18 protein-coding genes, 1 tRNA gene and 1 pseudogene are annotated in these 14,239 nt (G+C 57.0%); 12 read left to right on the top strand and 8 right to left on the bottom strand.

Features of this window, described 5'->3' with window-relative positions; genetic code table 11:
• Positions 1-19: 19 nt before the first annotated feature.
• Positions 20-2,266 carry a catalase/peroxidase HPI gene (gene katG, locus AC1Z24_RS22655; protein WP_483742795.1) on the top strand — a complete coding sequence of 749 codons (2,247 nt, stop codon included), beginning with the start codon at positions 20-22 and terminating at the stop codon, positions 2,264-2,266.
• Positions 2,267-2,422: 156 nt separating this feature from the next.
• On the opposite strand, the gene AC1Z24_RS22650 is transcribed toward katG, so the two are convergent.
• Positions 2,423-2,716, bottom strand: a complete 294-nt coding sequence (locus tag AC1Z24_RS22650; RefSeq protein WP_483742794.1) for a DUF6388 family protein — start codon at positions 2,714-2,716, stop codon at positions 2,423-2,425.
• Between the two features lie 131 nt (positions 2,717-2,847).
• Between AC1Z24_RS22650 and AC1Z24_RS22645 the strand changes: the two genes are divergently transcribed.
• Positions 2,848-3,162, top strand: a complete 315-nt coding sequence (locus AC1Z24_RS22645) for an EthD family reductase (RefSeq protein ID WP_259102034.1) — start codon at positions 2,848-2,850, stop codon at positions 3,160-3,162.
• 9 nt (positions 3,163-3,171) lie between these two features.
• On the opposite strand, the gene AC1Z24_RS22640 is transcribed toward AC1Z24_RS22645, so the two are convergent.
• A complete protein-coding gene (locus tag AC1Z24_RS22640) occupies positions 3,172-3,630 on the bottom strand; it encodes a DUF4124 domain-containing protein (protein ID WP_483742793.1) in 459 nt (152 codons plus the stop codon).
• 45 nt (positions 3,631-3,675) lie between these two features.
• The gene (locus tag AC1Z24_RS22635; RefSeq protein WP_483746689.1) at positions 3,676-4,407 is read right to left on the bottom strand and encodes a S24 family peptidase; all 732 of its coding nucleotides are present in this window, start codon (positions 4,405-4,407) and stop codon (positions 3,676-3,678) included.
• Positions 4,408-4,582: 175 nt separating this feature from the next.
• On the opposite strand from AC1Z24_RS22635, the gene AC1Z24_RS22630 reads away from it, so the two are divergent.
• The 8 genes and pseudogenes from AC1Z24_RS22630 to AC1Z24_RS22595 all read left to right on the top strand — a co-directional run bounded on the left by AC1Z24_RS22630 (position 4,583) and on the right by AC1Z24_RS22595 (position 9,026).
• Positions 4,583-5,140, top strand: a complete 558-nt coding sequence (locus AC1Z24_RS22630; protein ID WP_483742792.1) for a hypothetical protein — start codon at positions 4,583-4,585, stop codon at positions 5,138-5,140.
• 260 nt (positions 5,141-5,400) lie between these two features.
• A complete protein-coding gene (locus tag AC1Z24_RS22625) occupies positions 5,401-5,721 on the top strand; it encodes a phage holin, lambda family (RefSeq protein WP_483742791.1) in 321 nt (106 codons plus the stop codon).
• Positions 5,722-5,760: 39 nt separating this feature from the next.
• Entirely contained in the window at positions 5,761-5,946 is a 186-nt protein-coding gene (locus AC1Z24_RS22620; protein ID WP_483742790.1) for a Com family DNA-binding transcriptional regulator, read from the top strand.
• 11 nt (positions 5,947-5,957) lie between these two features.
• Positions 5,958-6,071, top strand: a pseudogene (locus AC1Z24_RS22615) (glycosyl hydrolase family 28-related protein); the annotation flags it as partial.
• Between the two features lie 279 nt (positions 6,072-6,350).
• Positions 6,351-7,364: a right-handed parallel beta-helix repeat-containing protein gene (locus AC1Z24_RS22610; protein ID WP_483746688.1), complete on the top strand. Its 1,014-nt coding sequence runs from the start codon at positions 6,351-6,353 to the stop codon at positions 7,362-7,364.
• Positions 7,365-7,455: 91 nt separating this feature from the next.
• Positions 7,456-7,887, top strand: a complete 432-nt coding sequence (locus AC1Z24_RS22605; protein ID WP_483742789.1) for a structural protein — start codon at positions 7,456-7,458, stop codon at positions 7,885-7,887.
• Positions 7,884-8,390, top strand: a complete 507-nt coding sequence (locus tag AC1Z24_RS22600) for a DUF2514 family protein (RefSeq protein WP_483742788.1) — start codon at positions 7,884-7,886, stop codon at positions 8,388-8,390. The genes AC1Z24_RS22605 and AC1Z24_RS22600 overlap by 4 nt, the downstream gene beginning before the upstream one ends.
• Positions 8,391-8,813: 423 nt before the next feature.
• Complete coding sequence (locus AC1Z24_RS22595; RefSeq protein WP_483742787.1) at positions 8,814-9,026, top strand: DUF6124 family protein; 213 nt, start codon at positions 8,814-8,816, stop codon at positions 9,024-9,026.
• A 95-nt stretch (positions 9,027-9,121) separates the two neighbouring features.
• Here AC1Z24_RS22595 and AC1Z24_RS22590 read toward each other — a convergent pair whose 3' ends face one another.
• Complete coding sequence (locus AC1Z24_RS22590) at positions 9,122-9,700, bottom strand: DUF4337 domain-containing protein (RefSeq protein ID WP_483742786.1); 579 nt, start codon at positions 9,698-9,700, stop codon at positions 9,122-9,124.
• Positions 9,701-10,088: 388 nt separating this feature from the next.
• On the opposite strand from AC1Z24_RS22590, the gene AC1Z24_RS22585 reads away from it, so the two are divergent.
• Positions 10,089-11,216, top strand: a complete 1,128-nt coding sequence (locus AC1Z24_RS22585) for an acyltransferase family protein (protein WP_483742785.1) — start codon at positions 10,089-10,091, stop codon at positions 11,214-11,216.
• 62 nt (positions 11,217-11,278) lie between these two features.
• On the opposite strand, the gene AC1Z24_RS22580 is transcribed toward AC1Z24_RS22585, so the two are convergent.
• Entirely contained in the window at positions 11,279-11,653 is a 375-nt protein-coding gene (locus tag AC1Z24_RS22580; protein ID WP_483742784.1) for a hypothetical protein, read from the bottom strand.
• Between the two features lie 186 nt (positions 11,654-11,839).
• Between AC1Z24_RS22580 and AC1Z24_RS22575 the strand changes: the two genes are divergently transcribed.
• Positions 11,840-12,589 (top strand): COG4705 family protein, encoded by a 750-nt coding sequence (locus tag AC1Z24_RS22575; protein ID WP_483742783.1) that lies wholly within the window; start codon positions 11,840-11,842, stop codon positions 12,587-12,589.
• A gap of 209 nt (positions 12,590-12,798) precedes the next feature.
• Here the strand turns inward: AC1Z24_RS22575 and AC1Z24_RS22570 are convergent, their stop codons facing one another.
• From AC1Z24_RS22570 to AC1Z24_RS22560, 3 genes are all read right to left on the bottom strand, one after another.
• Entirely contained in the window at positions 12,799-13,020 is a 222-nt protein-coding gene (locus AC1Z24_RS22570; protein WP_259102016.1) for a PLDc N-terminal domain-containing protein, read from the bottom strand.
• 212 nt (positions 13,021-13,232) lie between these two features.
• Positions 13,233-13,322 (bottom strand) — tRNA-Ser (locus AC1Z24_RS22565).
• Between the two features lie 153 nt (positions 13,323-13,475).
• Positions 13,476-14,225, bottom strand: coding sequence for a 3-oxoacyl-ACP reductase family protein (locus AC1Z24_RS22560; protein WP_483742782.1), 750 nt, complete (start codon positions 14,223-14,225; stop codon positions 13,476-13,478).
• Positions 14,226-14,239 lie beyond the last annotated feature (14 nt).

Here is a 14,239-nt window from a genome sequence, read left to right as displayed (position 1 = left end):
TTACCTGAGGTAGCCCGACATGACCACCGAATCAAAATGCCCGTTCAACCACGCCGCTGGCGGCGGCACCACCAACCGTGACTGGTGGCCGAACCAGTTGAATTTGAAGATCCTCCATCAGCACTCGTCCTTGTCCGACCCCATGGGCGAGGCGTTTGACTATGCCAAGGAGTTCAAGAGCCTGGACTTCGAAGCGGTAAAGCAGGACCTGCGCGCCCTGATGACCGATTCCCAGGACTGGTGGCCCGCTGACTTCGGCCACTATGGCCCGCTGTTTATCCGCATGGCCTGGCACAGCGCCGGGACCTACCGTACCGGCGATGGCCGTGGCGGTGCCGGGGCAGGGCAGCAGCGTTTCGCCCCGCTCAATAGCTGGCCGGACAACGTCAGCCTGGACAAGGCGCGGCGCCTGATCTGGCCGATCAAGCAGAAATACGGCCGCAAGATTTCCTGGGCTGACCTGATCGTCCTCACCGGCAACGTCGCCCTGGAAACCATGGGCTTCAAGACCTTCGGCTTCTCCGGCGGCCGCCCGGACGTCTGGGAGCCGGAAGAAGACGTGTACTGGGGCAACGAGAAAGTCTGGCTGGGCGGCGACACACGTTATGGCAAGGCCCAGCCCCCCGGTGATGGCGCTCTGGTCGCTGAGCCGGAAAAACACGGTCAGGAAGAAAGCCGCACCGGTCCGGCTGGCCGTAATCTGGAAAATCCCCTGGCCGCCGTGCAGATGGGCTTGATCTACGTTAACCCGGAAGGCCCGGAAGGCGTGCCCGACCCCGTTGCCTCGGCACTGGATATCCGCGAGACCTTTGGTCGCATGGCCATGAATGATGAAGAAACCGTGGCCCTGATCGCCGGTGGTCACGCCTTCGGCAAGACCCACGGCGCTGGCCCGGCCTCCAATGTCGGCCCTGAACCGGAGGCTGCGGGTCTGGAAGAGCAGGGCTTCGGCTGGAAAAGCAGCTTTGGCAGCGGCGTGGGTGGCGATGCCATCACCAGCGGCCTGGAAGTGACCTGGACTTCGACCCCGACTCAATGGAGCAACGAGTACCTGGAAAACCTGTTCGGTTTTGAGTGGGAGTTGAGCAAGAGTCCGGCCGGTGCCCATCAGTGGACGCCCAAGAACGGCGCGGGCGCAGGCAAGGTCCCCGACGCCCATGACCCGGGCAAACGCCGCGCGCCGAGCATGCTGACCTCGGACCTGGCCCTGCGTTTCGACCCGATTTACGAGCCTATTTCCCGGCGCTTCCTGAACAATCCCGAGCAGTTGGCCGACGCCTTTTCCCGCGCCTGGTTCAAGCTGACCCATCGTGATATGGGCCCGCTGGCCCGTTACCTCGGCCCGGAAATGCCAACGCAAGAGCTGCTTTGGCAGGACCCGATTCCCGAAGTTGGTCACCCGCTGGTGGACGATCAGGACATCGCCGCGCTCAAGGCCAAGGTGCTGGCTTCGGGGCTTACCGTCTCGCAGCTGGTTTCGACAGCATGGGCGGCTGCGTCGACCTTCCGTGGTTCTGACAAGCGCGGCGGCGCCAATGGCGGGCGCCTGCGTCTGGCGCCGCAGAAGGACTGGCCGGTCAATCAGCCGGAACAACTGGCTCGCGTGCTCAGTACCCTCGAAGGCATTCAGCGTGAGTTCAATGCAAGCGGCAAGAAAATCTCCCTGGCCGACCTGATCGTGCTGGCGGGCAGCGCCGGGGTCGAGCTGGCGGCGAGCAAGGCCGGTTATCAACTGGATGTGCCGTTCACGCCGGGGCGCATGGACGCTTCTCAGGAGCAGACGGATGTCGAGTCGTTCGGTTTCCTTGAGCCCATCGCCGATGGCTTTCGCAACTATCTCAAGGGCCAATACACGGTTTCTGCCGAAGCGCTGTTGGTCGACAAGGCGCAACTGCTGACCCTGACTGCCCCGGAAATGAGCGTACTGCTCGGCGGCCTGCGGGTGCTGAAAGCCAATGTCGGTGACAGCGCCCACGGCGTGTTCACTCAGCAGCCGGAAGCCCTGACCAATGACTTCTTCATCAACCTGTTGGATATGAACACCGAGTGGCGTCCAGGCTTCAACGACACTTTCGACGGTCGTGATCGCAAAACCGGTGCTACCAAGTGGACCGGCACCCGTGTCGACCTGGTATTCGGTTCACATGCGCAGTTGCGGGCGATTGCCGAGGTCTATGGCAGTGCGGATGCCCGGGACAAGTTCGTCACGGACTTCGTCAAGGCGTGGGTGAAGGTGATGAATCTGGATCGGTTTGATCTGAAGTAACTGTTCACCCAAGGACACCCGGTGATCAGGTGGGAGCGGATTCATCCGCGAAGACGGTATTTCAATCGATGACGATCCATCGAATGTACCGACCTCTTCGCGGATAAATCCGCTCCCATCCATGCGTCGCCCCCGAAAGGGGCTTGATCGCAAATCTCACTCCTGAATCGCATTCACCGCGCAATACTCGGCCCATTCCATACCCAGCGCCTCGGCCACCTGACGGTGGGCTTCCAGGCGCATCTCTTTGAGCTGTTCGGGGGTTTCAGCTATCCATTGCAGGGCAAACTCCCAGGTCTCGATCCCCAGTGCCTCGGCTTCATCCTCGAAGGCCCACTGCGTCTGCTGCTTCTGCTCGTGGGCGCTCAGGTCCTTGATCTCGTCCTGCAACGTGGTGTTGCTCGCGAGGTATTTCGCCAGTGCGGCGTCATTCCATTCCAGTGCGTCCATGGCGGTACTCCTGCGTTGGGTGAAATTAGGCGGCGTGGGATTGTGCGCGATAGCGTAGACGGCTACCAGCATAGGTGTAGAGTCGGCTGGGTTTTTTACGGTTTCCTTTTTCCGACGACGAGGGCGTTCAGGTGATTAAAGTCAGTGTGATGTATCCGTTCCAGGAAGGCGCCCGGTTCGATCACGACTACTACCGCGACAAGCATATGCCGCTGGTGCAGTCGCTGATGGGCGACGCCTGCAAGCAGTATGCGGTGGACAAGGGCATTGGCGGCGGCATTCCCGGCTCGGCGCCAATGTTTGAGGCTGCGTGCCATATCTATTGCGAGTCGGTGCAGGCTTTTCAGGATGCGATCGGCCCGCATTCGGCAGTGATCCAGGCCGATATCATCAACTACACCGACCTGACGCCGGATATTCAGATCAGTGAAGTGCGGGTGGGTTGAGGCAGTCGATCAGGGATGAACGATGACCTTGCCGCCCTCGAAGTTGCCGTAAGTGATCTTGATCCGACTGGCTTCTTTGGCGGTGGACTGGCCGCCAGAAGGGTCGAAGCATTCGGCCTCGTAGCGTGCTTCCAGGCAGTTTGACGGTACTTTCGGCGGCGGCGGGCGCATGGCCTGATTGCTTTTGTACAGGTCCGACTCAACCAGGGTGGTTCTGGCGCCGAGAGGGATTTGAAGGATCCGCGTGGCGTTGTTATTGATGATCAGGACATGATCCGCAGGCTCACCATCGCGCGCCAGGAGCGGCGGACCGCGTCGTTGCAGGGCGACATCGCCGACACCATCCGGACAGGCGGTCGAGGAATAGATGATCTTGCCTTCAGGCGTCGTGCATTTAAAAATTTCGCTATGTGCCTGCGTGCAAATGACGGTTGCCGCAGCCGCCAAAGCAAACGATATCCGTTTCATCGCTCAACACTCCTTGTTAGTGGCGCAAGGCTAGCATTTGCCCCCTTATCGGGCAAACATCCCCCACCAGAACACATGACCAAGAATGGCTATCTGTTCTTCCTGAACCTGCTGAAAGGTGTAGTCCTCGTCCGGATGCTCGTCACGGTTGAAGCTGCGAAAACGAATGCCAGACGGCAGGCGATAGACCTGCTTCACCCGCAGCTGACCGTTATGGTTGATGGCATAGAGATCGCCATCGACGATATCGCCAATGGCCGACTTCCCGATATTGACCCCCACCGTGGCGCCGTCGCGCAGTACCGGCAACATGCTGTTGCCACGCACGGTGACGCATTTGGCCTGATCGAACTGCACGCCGTTATGGCGCAGGCTGCGCTTGCCAAAGCGCAGCGATGCATTGGAGCTCTCCTCGATCACGAATCTTCCTGATCCTGCCGCCAATTCAACCTCGCGAAGAAAAGGGACCGACACTTCATCGTCGTCCAGAGGCGTCTGGTCATCCCAGATGCTGATGTCCTGCAACTCGGTATGCGCGGCATTGGCGCGTGAAGTCACCGCCGCCAGGGGTACACGCCCGCGTAGTTGATCGGTGGTCACGCGGAAATACTCGGCAATTTTCGAGATGTGCTTGTCTGCCGGATCGGCGATTTTATCGTTGAGGATCCGGGACAGAGTGGATTGAGGCACTTCGGTGCGGCGATGGAGTTCCGTGGGGGAAATTCCGTCCCGGGCCAGCAGCTCTCTTAAAACAGTCGATACGGTGCGATTGTGCATGGCGTGCATATTGATTCGCGTTTGTGCATATTGCAAATGCTATTTTGCATTTGATTTTATGCGTTGATGCATATATCGTTGCTTTCGCCAGCGAGAAATCCACCGCGAGGCCCGTTATCGAAGGGCTGCGATTCAGACGATTTCGAGGCTGCTTTCCATTGAACAGGAGCACAGCGTGATGATTTATCGAAACGTTTTAGCCGCCGTCGTCCGGGTCCTGGCCGCCGACACCATGAGCGATATCAAGAGCCAGTCCTGGCAGACCCAGGTTACGCCGGGGGAGGTCACCCGGCGCGGCAATGGCCTGAGCAAGGCCGAGATGAAAATCTATGACTGCTGGCTCCATGCACGATTGCATTCTTCCTTGTCCGAAGAGCAGTGGAGCGCCCTGGTCGGAAAATTCTCCACCCACCTGACGCAAAAGATCGCGGCGCTTCGACTGCTCACTCCCCTGATCAATACCCCGGCGCCCTCGTTGTTCCGCGAACGCTGTGTAGTCACCTGGGGCTTTCCCCTGGTCAAGGGCGCGGCCCACGGCAAGCGTTCCACTGCGGTATTGCCTGCGGCCTGGTACGACATGTCCAACTGGGATGACGAGGTTCGCTCCGAACGTACACGGCAACGCTGGGCTGCAGGTATTCGTCGTGACCTGGAGGCGCGAGTGAATCAGGCGCTGCTCAGGTCCCAGGACGTATTCGAATCAGAAGGCTTATTGAGTGAAGAGGTCGCCTGACGGTTGTGAAGTGCTCTAGCTAGTTGTCTGAGTCGTATTGTTTTAACAAATAACCCGGTTAATTCCGGGTTATTGCGTGGTCGTTGTTTTTTATATTTAAAAATTTAAAAAAAACTATAAATATGTATTTACAGGCGTGTCGCCATGACGTAGATTTTCTCCATGCTGTTGTTTTTGTGAGTGACACAGCAACAGTCAGTTTAATCCTCTTGTACCCAACTAACTTAACAATCCTTCCACCTCATTTAGCGAGAGCCACCATGACGCCGGATAACGATCCGTCATTCTGGGCTGGCATCTGGCTGGCCCTCACACATTCTTCATGGCAAGGCGCAATTATGGCCGTGATCATTTCTATCCTGCGCGTTCTTTATGACGCCAAGGAAACCAGTACGTTGCGCATTGTTCTAGAAGCCTTGATCTGTGGCGGCCTCAGCTTGTCGGCCAGCAGCATCATCGAATGGATGGCCTGGCCGTCCAACTTATCCATTGGCGCCGGCGGCGCGATTGGCTTTATCGGGGTCACGGCTATTCGTGAACTGATTATTCGCCTGATCAGTCGCAAAGTTGACGCTTCCTGATTATCCAGCGCCGAGCCGGCAGATAATAAGGTACCTGTCATGTTGAAAGATTGCAGATGTGGGAAATGCAAAAGACTTCTTGCCCGTCTGGGTGGAGTAGCAGAGCTCCAGATCAAATGTTCCCGATGCGGGACGTTGAATCATGTGAAGGCCTCGAGCCTTGAGCTATCGCCTTTGAGCGAAATGAATGCAGCTAGCGCTGCAAAACCAAATCATTTGACTTAAAGGTAAAAATCATGACTGTATATGCAGAAGATTTCGGTGCAATTGGTGACGGCGTCACTGATGACACTGCAGCAATTCAGACTGCACTAAATAGCCTGGGCGTGGGCGGCGGCGAGGTAGTACTACGTAACCGTTACCTGCTCGATACCCAGTTGACCGTCCCTGAAAACTGCCGCTTGCTGGGTACGTTTAGCCCTTTTGGCATTTTGCCTTGGCAGAACTCTCAACAGGCCCACAGCCTGGCGAGCACGCTGATCGTGAACAAAGACTTCTCGATCACCCTGAGTGCGGGTTCTCAGTTGGAAAACCTGTCGGTGATACGCAAGGGGACGACAAAAGGAGAACCAGATACGTCACTATTTAAAGGCACTGCGATTGTTGGTCACGGTGTTGACGGTAATGAAATGGATGGCATTGGCCTCCGTAACTTACAGATACTGGGATTTGATACAGCGATTGATTTGGACTATGCTCCACGATCGGTTATTGACTATGTATCTGGTGACAACAAAAACGGTATCCGCTACGGTACTATTTACGATGTGATTCGTATCAGTAATGTTCATATGTGGCCATTCCATACTATTGGCGCTGGTATGGAAGGCGCAGCACACAATCGAGGCGGTATTGCACTTTACTTGGGGGCACGTAACGATATTGCTGAGATTACTAATGTTTTTAGTTATGGTTATTTGCGTGGGATCAATCTTGGGGACAGTATTGGTACGGCTACGTTCGTAAACTGTCACGCCGACAATACCCGCATGAATCCCAATAGCATTGGTTTCGTACTCGAAGGAGGGGCTGCTCATACCACGTTCATTGGCTGTTCTTCCTACTCCAATAACCACGGTTTCTGGTGTACGCCACTCGCAACCGATAATATTCACTTCACGAACTGTCGAGCTGTCGATAATAGCGGTTACGGCTGGCGCGTTGAGACGGGAACCGTGCGATTGACGGCTTGCGAGGTGAGTGGTTCATCCCCTACCGCTGCGGCTTATGGTGTCTCGGTTAACGCTTCTGGCTCCATCGCAACGGTCGAAGGCTGTAGCTTCTCCGGTTTGAATACCAATAACTTGCTGGCCAGTGCCGGCGGAAAAATTTACGAGCACAACAATAAGTTCGATAACGCTGCACCCAACCGTGGCTGGCTGGTGGATCAAATTCCATCCACCGATCCGCTTGTACTTCCTATGAATGGCGATGTGTTCACCGTCACCGGCACTACCGGTTTCGGCAATCTGTACAACGACTGGGCCGGTCGTGAAGTCACCCTCATCTTCCAATCGAGCCTGACCGTCTATGACGGCTCCAGCATGCATTTGAACGGTGACTTTGTCGCCACGCCGGACGATGTGCTGAAGTTGGTCCATAACGGTACCTACTGGTGCGAGGTATCGCGTTCGGCCAACTGATCGAGCCTGTGACCGATTGGGGGGGAGCGGCCCCCTTTCTGCCCGCGCATTTTTAATGCGCGGGCTTTTTTTTGTCTCGAGGAAACTCATCATGGCAATCACCTCTCGCGGTATCCGCAATAACAACCCCGGCAATATCGATTACAACAAGACCAATCAATGGCAGGGCCAGTTGCCGTTTGATCCGGCCGTGGAGTCGCGCTTTGCCTGTTTCGATACGCCGGAAAACGGTATTCGTGCGCTGGGTAAACTGCTGCGCACTTATCAGGCCAGATACGCGCTTTATACGGTCAGCGACATTATCCAGCGTTGGGCGCCTGCGTCAGAGAACGATACGCAGGCTTATATCGCTGCGGTTGAACAACGGATTTTGTTGCGTACGGGTAAGCCGGTTACGCAACTGGATCTGGGTAATCCGGACATGTTGAGTTGCCTGGTACAGGCGATTATTCAGCATGAAAACGGTCGGGTGCCTTACAGCGCGGCGACCCTTGATGAAGGCGTGCGCCGGGCGTTGTTGTGAGCGGCGTGGCGTTGAAGTGGGGCGCGTTGGTTGTGTTGCTGTTGGGCTTGTTGGTCGCGGCTTATCAGCTCGGTGCTGGTGATACGGCGAAGGACTGGCAGGGCCGGTGGGCGGATCAGCAGGTGCTTGAGGCCAAGGTGTTGGCGGCTGCGAGCAATGTTAATCGGGCTGAGGAACAGCGCCGTCAGGGTGCGGTGAATGAGGCGGGGAATGATGCACGAATTCAGATTATTCAGGCGGGCGCTGATGCTGTGGTTGCCGATGCTGCTGGTCAGCGCCTGCACGACGCGGCCCGAGACCTGGCCGGCCGCGCAAGTTGCGCCGCCGGTGGTGCCGCAGTTGCCGAGCGAGGCACGTCAGCCACCCGCGCCGCCATGGTGCTCTCCGAACTGTTCCAGCGGGCTGACCAGCGAGCGGGCGAGTTGGCAAAGGCGTATGACAGCGCCCGAATAGCGGGATTGGCGTGTGAGGCGGCGTATGACGGGGTCAGGGGTAGACAGTAGCGATGGGCTTGCGCAATACCTGTGGGACCGGCTTTAGCCGGGAAGGCGTATTCCCGGCTAAAGCCGGTCCCACATGAGTACGCCGTTTGTCGGGGGTGAGCCGGCGACTGTTATTTTTGCTGACGAAATGGGCCGTTTTGGTGGGGCTTTTCTGTTTCTCTTGAGTGAAGTTTCCGAGACAATCCCGACCCTCTTGCGTGAGGTGTTTTCGGGCTCTAGGGTGCGCCGGTCGCTGAATCTCAGTGATCGGGTTTAGCAGCCTGAATCGGTTTCTAGAAGCGCAAGTGTCGTTATGGCGGCTTTGCGTGGGGCACCTACGGGTGCGCCGGAATCTAGTTCCGACCGGTCTGCTAACCCGCGTTAAAGCCGTCACCTTGCTCGTTTAGCAGCGAGCAAAAGGTGGCCTCATCTGGAACTGGATATATGAACAAAATACCTTCAGCCGAATCCTTGGCTGCCCTCGAAAAATCCCTGCTCACGATCTCCGACATGCTGCGTTGCACCACCGCCGTCGCCTATGAAAGCGGCGAAGCGCGGGCGGGCGATGAGCGTGATCTGCCCTTTGCCGTGGTGCATATGCTCGGTGCGATGAAGGCCGAGCTGGATTTATCGCTGCATCACGTCGGGTCCTGCTAACGCCGGGGCGTCGGTGATTCTGTGGGGCCGGAGTGAGCCGAGAGGGCGCTTTCCCGGCTAAAGCCGGTCCCACAGGGTAGGGGTGGGCCGCGCCTCTATATATGCAACCACGCCAACAGACCCAACACCACACTGCCACCGGCCGCCGTGTAGGCCAGGTTTTTCAGCCATTCCTTGCGCGTCAGCAACGTGATGGCGGCCATTGAGATGGCAATCTGGATCGCCATCATGGCCTGGGCCCAGCGGTGGTGCTGGTGCAGGGCCTTCTCCGATTTCTCGTCCCATTCGCTGGCCTGGGCTTCGAGTTCGTCGGCCTTTTTCTTGACCTCTTCCTTCTCGGCCTTATAGCGCTGTGCTTCGGCGGCGTAGTGCTTGGTGTCTACGCCTGGGATCTGCATGGCCAGTTCCGACAGGTTTTGCCGGCTGGATTTGGCCTGGTAGTAATTCCACTGGTTCGACGCTTCGGTTTTCTTGATCGCCGCGTTGTTCTTGTCGATGGCCGCTTCGCTTTCGCTGGAGCCCGCCTGATAGCTGAGCAGGGCGCCGAGGGTGGCCATGATGGCCGTCATGACCGCGATTTTGCTGGCGAAGCTGTCGCCGTGACGGTGGGCGTGCTCGGTAACGTGTTCCACGTGGCGCTCGTGAGGGCTGGGAACTTCGAACTCTTCAATCATGAGGGCGGATCTTTGGGCGAAGGGGAGGGCACGCAGTGTAATGGCGCTTCATATACAAAGTGCTATCGTAATGTATCGATTCTGATACCGTATCTGAACAGTAGCTGAACGGATGGCGAAAACGCCAAATGCGTCAGCGTATTTGCCCTTTAATGCGCTGAATCTGCCATCCGTAGCGTAGGAAAAGCCGCCGGGCTTTTTTTGCGTTTGGGCATGGCGACAGGCTGTCGGGTTTTTCCGTGAGAACCCGTAGAAAAATAATAAAGCGCCGTTCCCTGATGGGCGGCAATGGATAAGACATGTCTCGCCTCGTTGTAGCGGTTAGCGCCGTTGATATGCAGGACGTTACCGGGGTTGGTGACGGGCAGGACGATCAAGGAATGATGTTATGAGCAGTACGCGCTTTTCCCATATAGATAGCCTGCGGGCGATTGCCGCTCTGTTGGTGATCTGGATGCACACCAGCGAGCAGTTTGTGCTGATCGCTACGCCGTCTATTCAAGACCGGCTTCATGACTTTGCCGCGCTGATTGATGTCGGCCGCATTGGCGTGGTGATTTTCTTCGCCGTCAGCGGTTTTGTGATTCCGTCCAGCCTGCGAGGCGAGCGGCGTGAATCCTGCCGTGAATTCCTGATCAAGCGCCTGTTTCGCTTGTATCCGGTCTACTGGTTCTCCATTCCTTTCGGCCTGATTACCTTTTGGTATATCTGGGGCAAGGACATTTCCCTGTCGTCGATCCTGTGGAACCTGACCATGCTGCAGGAGGCCATGGGCCATCCTTCGGTACAGGGCCAGTACTGGACCCTGCAGACCGAGCTGGCGTTTTACGTCTTGTGCGTGGTGCTGTTCGTCCAAGGTGTATTGCGCTCGCCAACGGTATTGATCGGGCTGATCTTTGCCTTCAGCACCTTTACGTTGTTGCCGCTATTGGTGGCGTTTGTGGGCCATCCATTGCCCTACACGCCGGATCCGGTGCTGACGATGTTATCGCTGCACTTGAGCATCATGTTCTGGGGCGCATTATTTCGCATGTGGTATGACGGCCAGGCGCTGCCGGTACTGGCGAAACTGTCAGTATTTGGATTCGTCGGCCTGTGGGCGATGTTTGCCGGGGTGGCGGTCACTTATTACATGGTGAAAGTCGATCCGGATATCAAAGTCATTCACTTCTTTATCCCTTATGCCATCGGTATCGTGACCTTTCTGGCTCTGGCCACGGTGTGCAAGTTGAATTGGGCCTGGCTGGCGTGGCTGGGGGCGATCAGTTATTCGCTATACCTGTTCCACCCGGTGGTGATGTACAGCATGGTCTGGGTGATCCAGAACTGTCATATCGAGTGGATTCAACACTGGTACACCGGCGCTTATATGGCCGTTGCGCTATTGGGGACGATCGGGATGTCGGCACTGACCTATAAGTACATCGAGTTGCCGGCGATCCGCATGGGCAACGCCCTGGCGCGTCGTTCGCGCGCGCCGGTGCAGATCGTGCCTCAGGCCGGAGTGCTGAAGTAGGGCGCAGGCACTATCGGTAAAGAAAAAGCCCTGAACTGTTCAGGGCTTTTTTTAGGTGCGATTTATTGTGCCGAGAGCATCCATTTGCCGTTGACCAGGGTAAAGGTGTCTTGCTGTTTCATGCTCGTGCCGGTGAGCAGGCTGATATTGGCGCTCACCCGCGCTTTATCACCGGGTAGCAGTTGCACGCCAGTCACATCCACCTGTTGGACGAACTGATGCAGGCTGACGAGGCTTTCGCACAGTTCCTTATCGTTGCTGTGCATGTTCGCGACGAGCTGGGGCCAGTCGCTGAGCTTGCGCATTTGCGCGCAGTCCGTTGATGCCCAGAAAGCCTTGAAGGCGTTTGCGGCAGATTCTTCCTGTCCGGACGGTTCCTGCGCCCAGGTCAGCGTGCTGGCAAGGGGGAGGGCGAGGGCAAAAACCAGGCGCTTCAATTGCGGAGTCCTGCTTGGATTAAAGGCCAGATGCTATCAAGCCTGTGTCAATAGAGCGGACAACTGTTTCATGTTCTTTTCATTTTGTTACAACTTATTTTTAACAGCCACATCGGGATCATGGGCCATCGTCGGCGGCATGCCGACCGAATAGAACAATTCCGTCTTACCTACCCGGTGTGTGCAATGAATAAACTTCCGCAGATCACGCTTGCGTTCTGGATCATGAAAATCTGTGCCACGACTCTGGGCGAAACGGCTGGCGATCTGCTGTCCATGACCCTGGATGTCGGCTATGCCATGAGTTCGCTGATTCTGATCAGCGTCTTTGTTATCACTCTGCTGACGCAACTGGCCTCCAAGCGCTACCACCCGATGCTGTATTGGATTGTGATTCTGTCCACCAGTACGGCGGGCACGACCATGTCGGACTTTATGGACCGCACTCTGGAGCTGGGTTATGCGACAGGCTCGGCGATTCTGATCGCGATTCTGCTGGGGATTTTCACGGTCTGGTACATGAGTGAGAAATCACTCTCGGTGAACCATATCGCTTCGCGCAAGGCCGAGTTGTTCTACTGGTTCGCAATCCTGTTCTCCAACACCCTGGGCACCGCGCTGGGCGACTTCCTGGCTGACGATTCCGGGCTGGGCTTCATGGGCGGCGCGCTGCTGATCGGCTCGGCTATCGCGGTAGTCATCGTGCTGCATTACACGACCAAACTGTCATCGGTGATGCTGTTCTGGATCGCCTTCGTCCTGACCCGGCCTTTCGGCGCGACCCTGGGCGATGTGCTGACCAAATCTCATGATAAAGGTGGCCTGGACTTCGGCACGGTCGGCTCGTCCCTGGTGTTGCTGAGCATTCTCGTGGCGTTGGTGATTGGCGCCACGCTGCAGAATCGCAAGTCCTCGCCAGCACTGGCGCAAAGTTGACCGGCGGGTAAGCATTATCGGCGCGGCGCAAACAGAAGATGTTTGCGCCTTTTTTTTGCCGAGAATTTGCGGGAGCAGACAGGATAAAAACCGCAACACGACAAAACCGCAAGCCTGTTGCAGCGCTTGCGGTGCATGAAAGGGAGGAGCTGCCGAAGGCTGCGATCCGTTCGCAGCCTTCGGCAGCTCCTACAAAGCCTCTGTCTGACTCAGGAGTGATGTTCGCTGTGAGTCGGATGAGAGTGTGGGATGTTCTTGGGCCCCATGATCGCCCAGAGCATCACGCCCAACACTGGCACCCAGATGATGATCACCTGCCAAAATGCCTTGCTCTCAGCATTGGCGGCGCTGCGCCTAATACTGAAAACAGCAAACAGATCAGCAAGCACCACGACTACAGCCAACATTATCCAGTAATACTCAGTTCTCATGTGTCACCTCCGCAGGGTTACAGGTTTAGTGTAGGCGTGCTTGCGAAGGGTTCAGAGAAATTCACGAACTGACGATGGATGGTGCATTTGCATCGCTCGACTGAATGAGTCTGGCAGTATGCACGCGATAAGAAGGAGTTTTTTCCAAACGCCAGAAACCACAAAGCCCCTGAGTTCGCCAGGAATCTCAGGGGCTTTGTGTTGTTTCAATTTGGCGGTGAAGGAGAGATTCGAACTCTCGATACAATTTCTTGTATACACACTTTCCAGGCGTGCTCCTTAAGCCACTCGGACACTTCACCGTATCTCATCACAGGCTTGCTGTGTCGAGGCGCGCTAATGTAGTTGAAACCTTTCCCGAACGCAAAACTTTTTTTCAGAATTTTCATGCGGTTAAGCAGAAAAGCGTCCGGCAGTGGCTAAAAGCCTTGCCGGACGCCTGGGGTTGCCTTGGATCAGGCGCCGAAGCCGCCGTCGATGGTCAGGCTCGCACCGGTGATGTAACCGGCTTCCGGGCCTGCCAGGTAGCTGACGAAGCTGGCGACTTCTTCAACGTGGCCGTAGCGACCGACGGCCATCAGCGGGATCAGCGAGTCGGCGAAGTCGCCGCTGGCCGGGTTCATGTCGGTGTCGACCGGGCCGGGCTGAACGTTGTTGATGGTGATGCCGCGCGGGCCGAGGTCGCGGGCCAGGCCTTTGGTCAGGCCGACAAGGGCCGATTTGCTCATGGCGTAGACGCCGCCACCGGCGAAGGGCATGCGGTCGGCGTTGGTGCTGCCGATGTTGATGACGCGGCCGCCTTCTTTCATGTGTTGGGCGGCGGCCTGGGTGGCGATGAAGACGCTGCGCACGTTGATGTTCAGGGTGCGGTCGAAGTCTTCCATGCTGAAGTCTTCCAGCGGGCCGACGGCCAGTACGCCAGCGTTGTTGACCAGAATGTCCAGGCCGCCAAAGGCTTGCACGGTGCTGGTGACCGCTGCGCGGATGGCTTTTTCATCGGCGCTGTCGGCGTGGATGGCCAGAGCCTTGCCGCCTGCAGCGGTGATGCTGTCCTGCAGTTCCTTGGCCTTGGCTTCGGAGCTGACGTAGGTAAAGGCGACTGCTGCGCCTTCTGCGGCCAGGCGCTTGACGATGGCGGCGCCGATGCCGCGTGAGCCGCCCTGGACCAGTGCGGTTTTGCCGGTGAGGTTTTGTGCGTAAGTCATGGTGTTCTCCAGTA

It is taken from the genome of Pseudomonas sp. JL23, from assembly GCF_056933585.1.
The sequence above is the reverse complement of the archived record's forward strand: the minus strand, read 5'-3'. Positions and strand labels throughout refer to the sequence as shown.

Excerpts from the sequence above, each read along its gene's own strand:
- katG (WP_483742795.1), top strand. The coding sequence starts at position 20 with ATGACCACCGAATCAAAATGCCCGTTCAACCACGCCGCTGGCGGCGGC.
- AC1Z24_RS22650 (WP_483742794.1), bottom strand. The coding sequence starts at position 2,716 with ATGGACGCACTGGAATGGAATGACGCCGCACTGGCGAAATACCTCGCG.
- AC1Z24_RS22640 (WP_483742793.1), bottom strand. The coding sequence starts at position 3,630 with ATGAAACGGATATCGTTTGCTTTGGCGGCTGCGGCAACCGTCATTTGC.
- AC1Z24_RS22635 (WP_483746689.1), bottom strand. The coding sequence starts at position 4,407 with ATGCACAATCGCACCGTATCGACTGTTTTAAGAGAGCTGCTGGCCCGG.
- AC1Z24_RS22625 (WP_483742791.1), top strand. The coding sequence starts at position 5,401 with ATGACGCCGGATAACGATCCGTCATTCTGGGCTGGCATCTGGCTGGCC.
- AC1Z24_RS22620 (WP_483742790.1), top strand. The coding sequence starts at position 5,761 with ATGTTGAAAGATTGCAGATGTGGGAAATGCAAAAGACTTCTTGCCCGT.
- AC1Z24_RS22610 (WP_483746688.1), top strand. The coding sequence starts at position 6,351 with ATGGATGGCATTGGCCTCCGTAACTTACAGATACTGGGATTTGATACA.
- AC1Z24_RS22605 (WP_483742789.1), top strand. The coding sequence starts at position 7,456 with ATGGCAATCACCTCTCGCGGTATCCGCAATAACAACCCCGGCAATATC.
- AC1Z24_RS22595 (WP_483742787.1), top strand. The coding sequence starts at position 8,814 with ATGAACAAAATACCTTCAGCCGAATCCTTGGCTGCCCTCGAAAAATCC.
- AC1Z24_RS22590 (WP_483742786.1), bottom strand. The coding sequence starts at position 9,700 with ATGATTGAAGAGTTCGAAGTTCCCAGCCCTCACGAGCGCCACGTGGAA.
- AC1Z24_RS22585 (WP_483742785.1), top strand. The coding sequence starts at position 10,089 with ATGAGCAGTACGCGCTTTTCCCATATAGATAGCCTGCGGGCGATTGCC.
- AC1Z24_RS22575 (WP_483742783.1), top strand. The coding sequence starts at position 11,840 with ATGAATAAACTTCCGCAGATCACGCTTGCGTTCTGGATCATGAAAATC.
- AC1Z24_RS22570 (WP_259102016.1), bottom strand. The coding sequence starts at position 13,020 with ATGAGAACTGAGTATTACTGGATAATGTTGGCTGTAGTCGTGGTGCTT.
- AC1Z24_RS22560 (WP_483742782.1), bottom strand. The coding sequence starts at position 14,225 with ATGACTTACGCACAAAACCTCACCGGCAAAACCGCACTGGTCCAGGGC.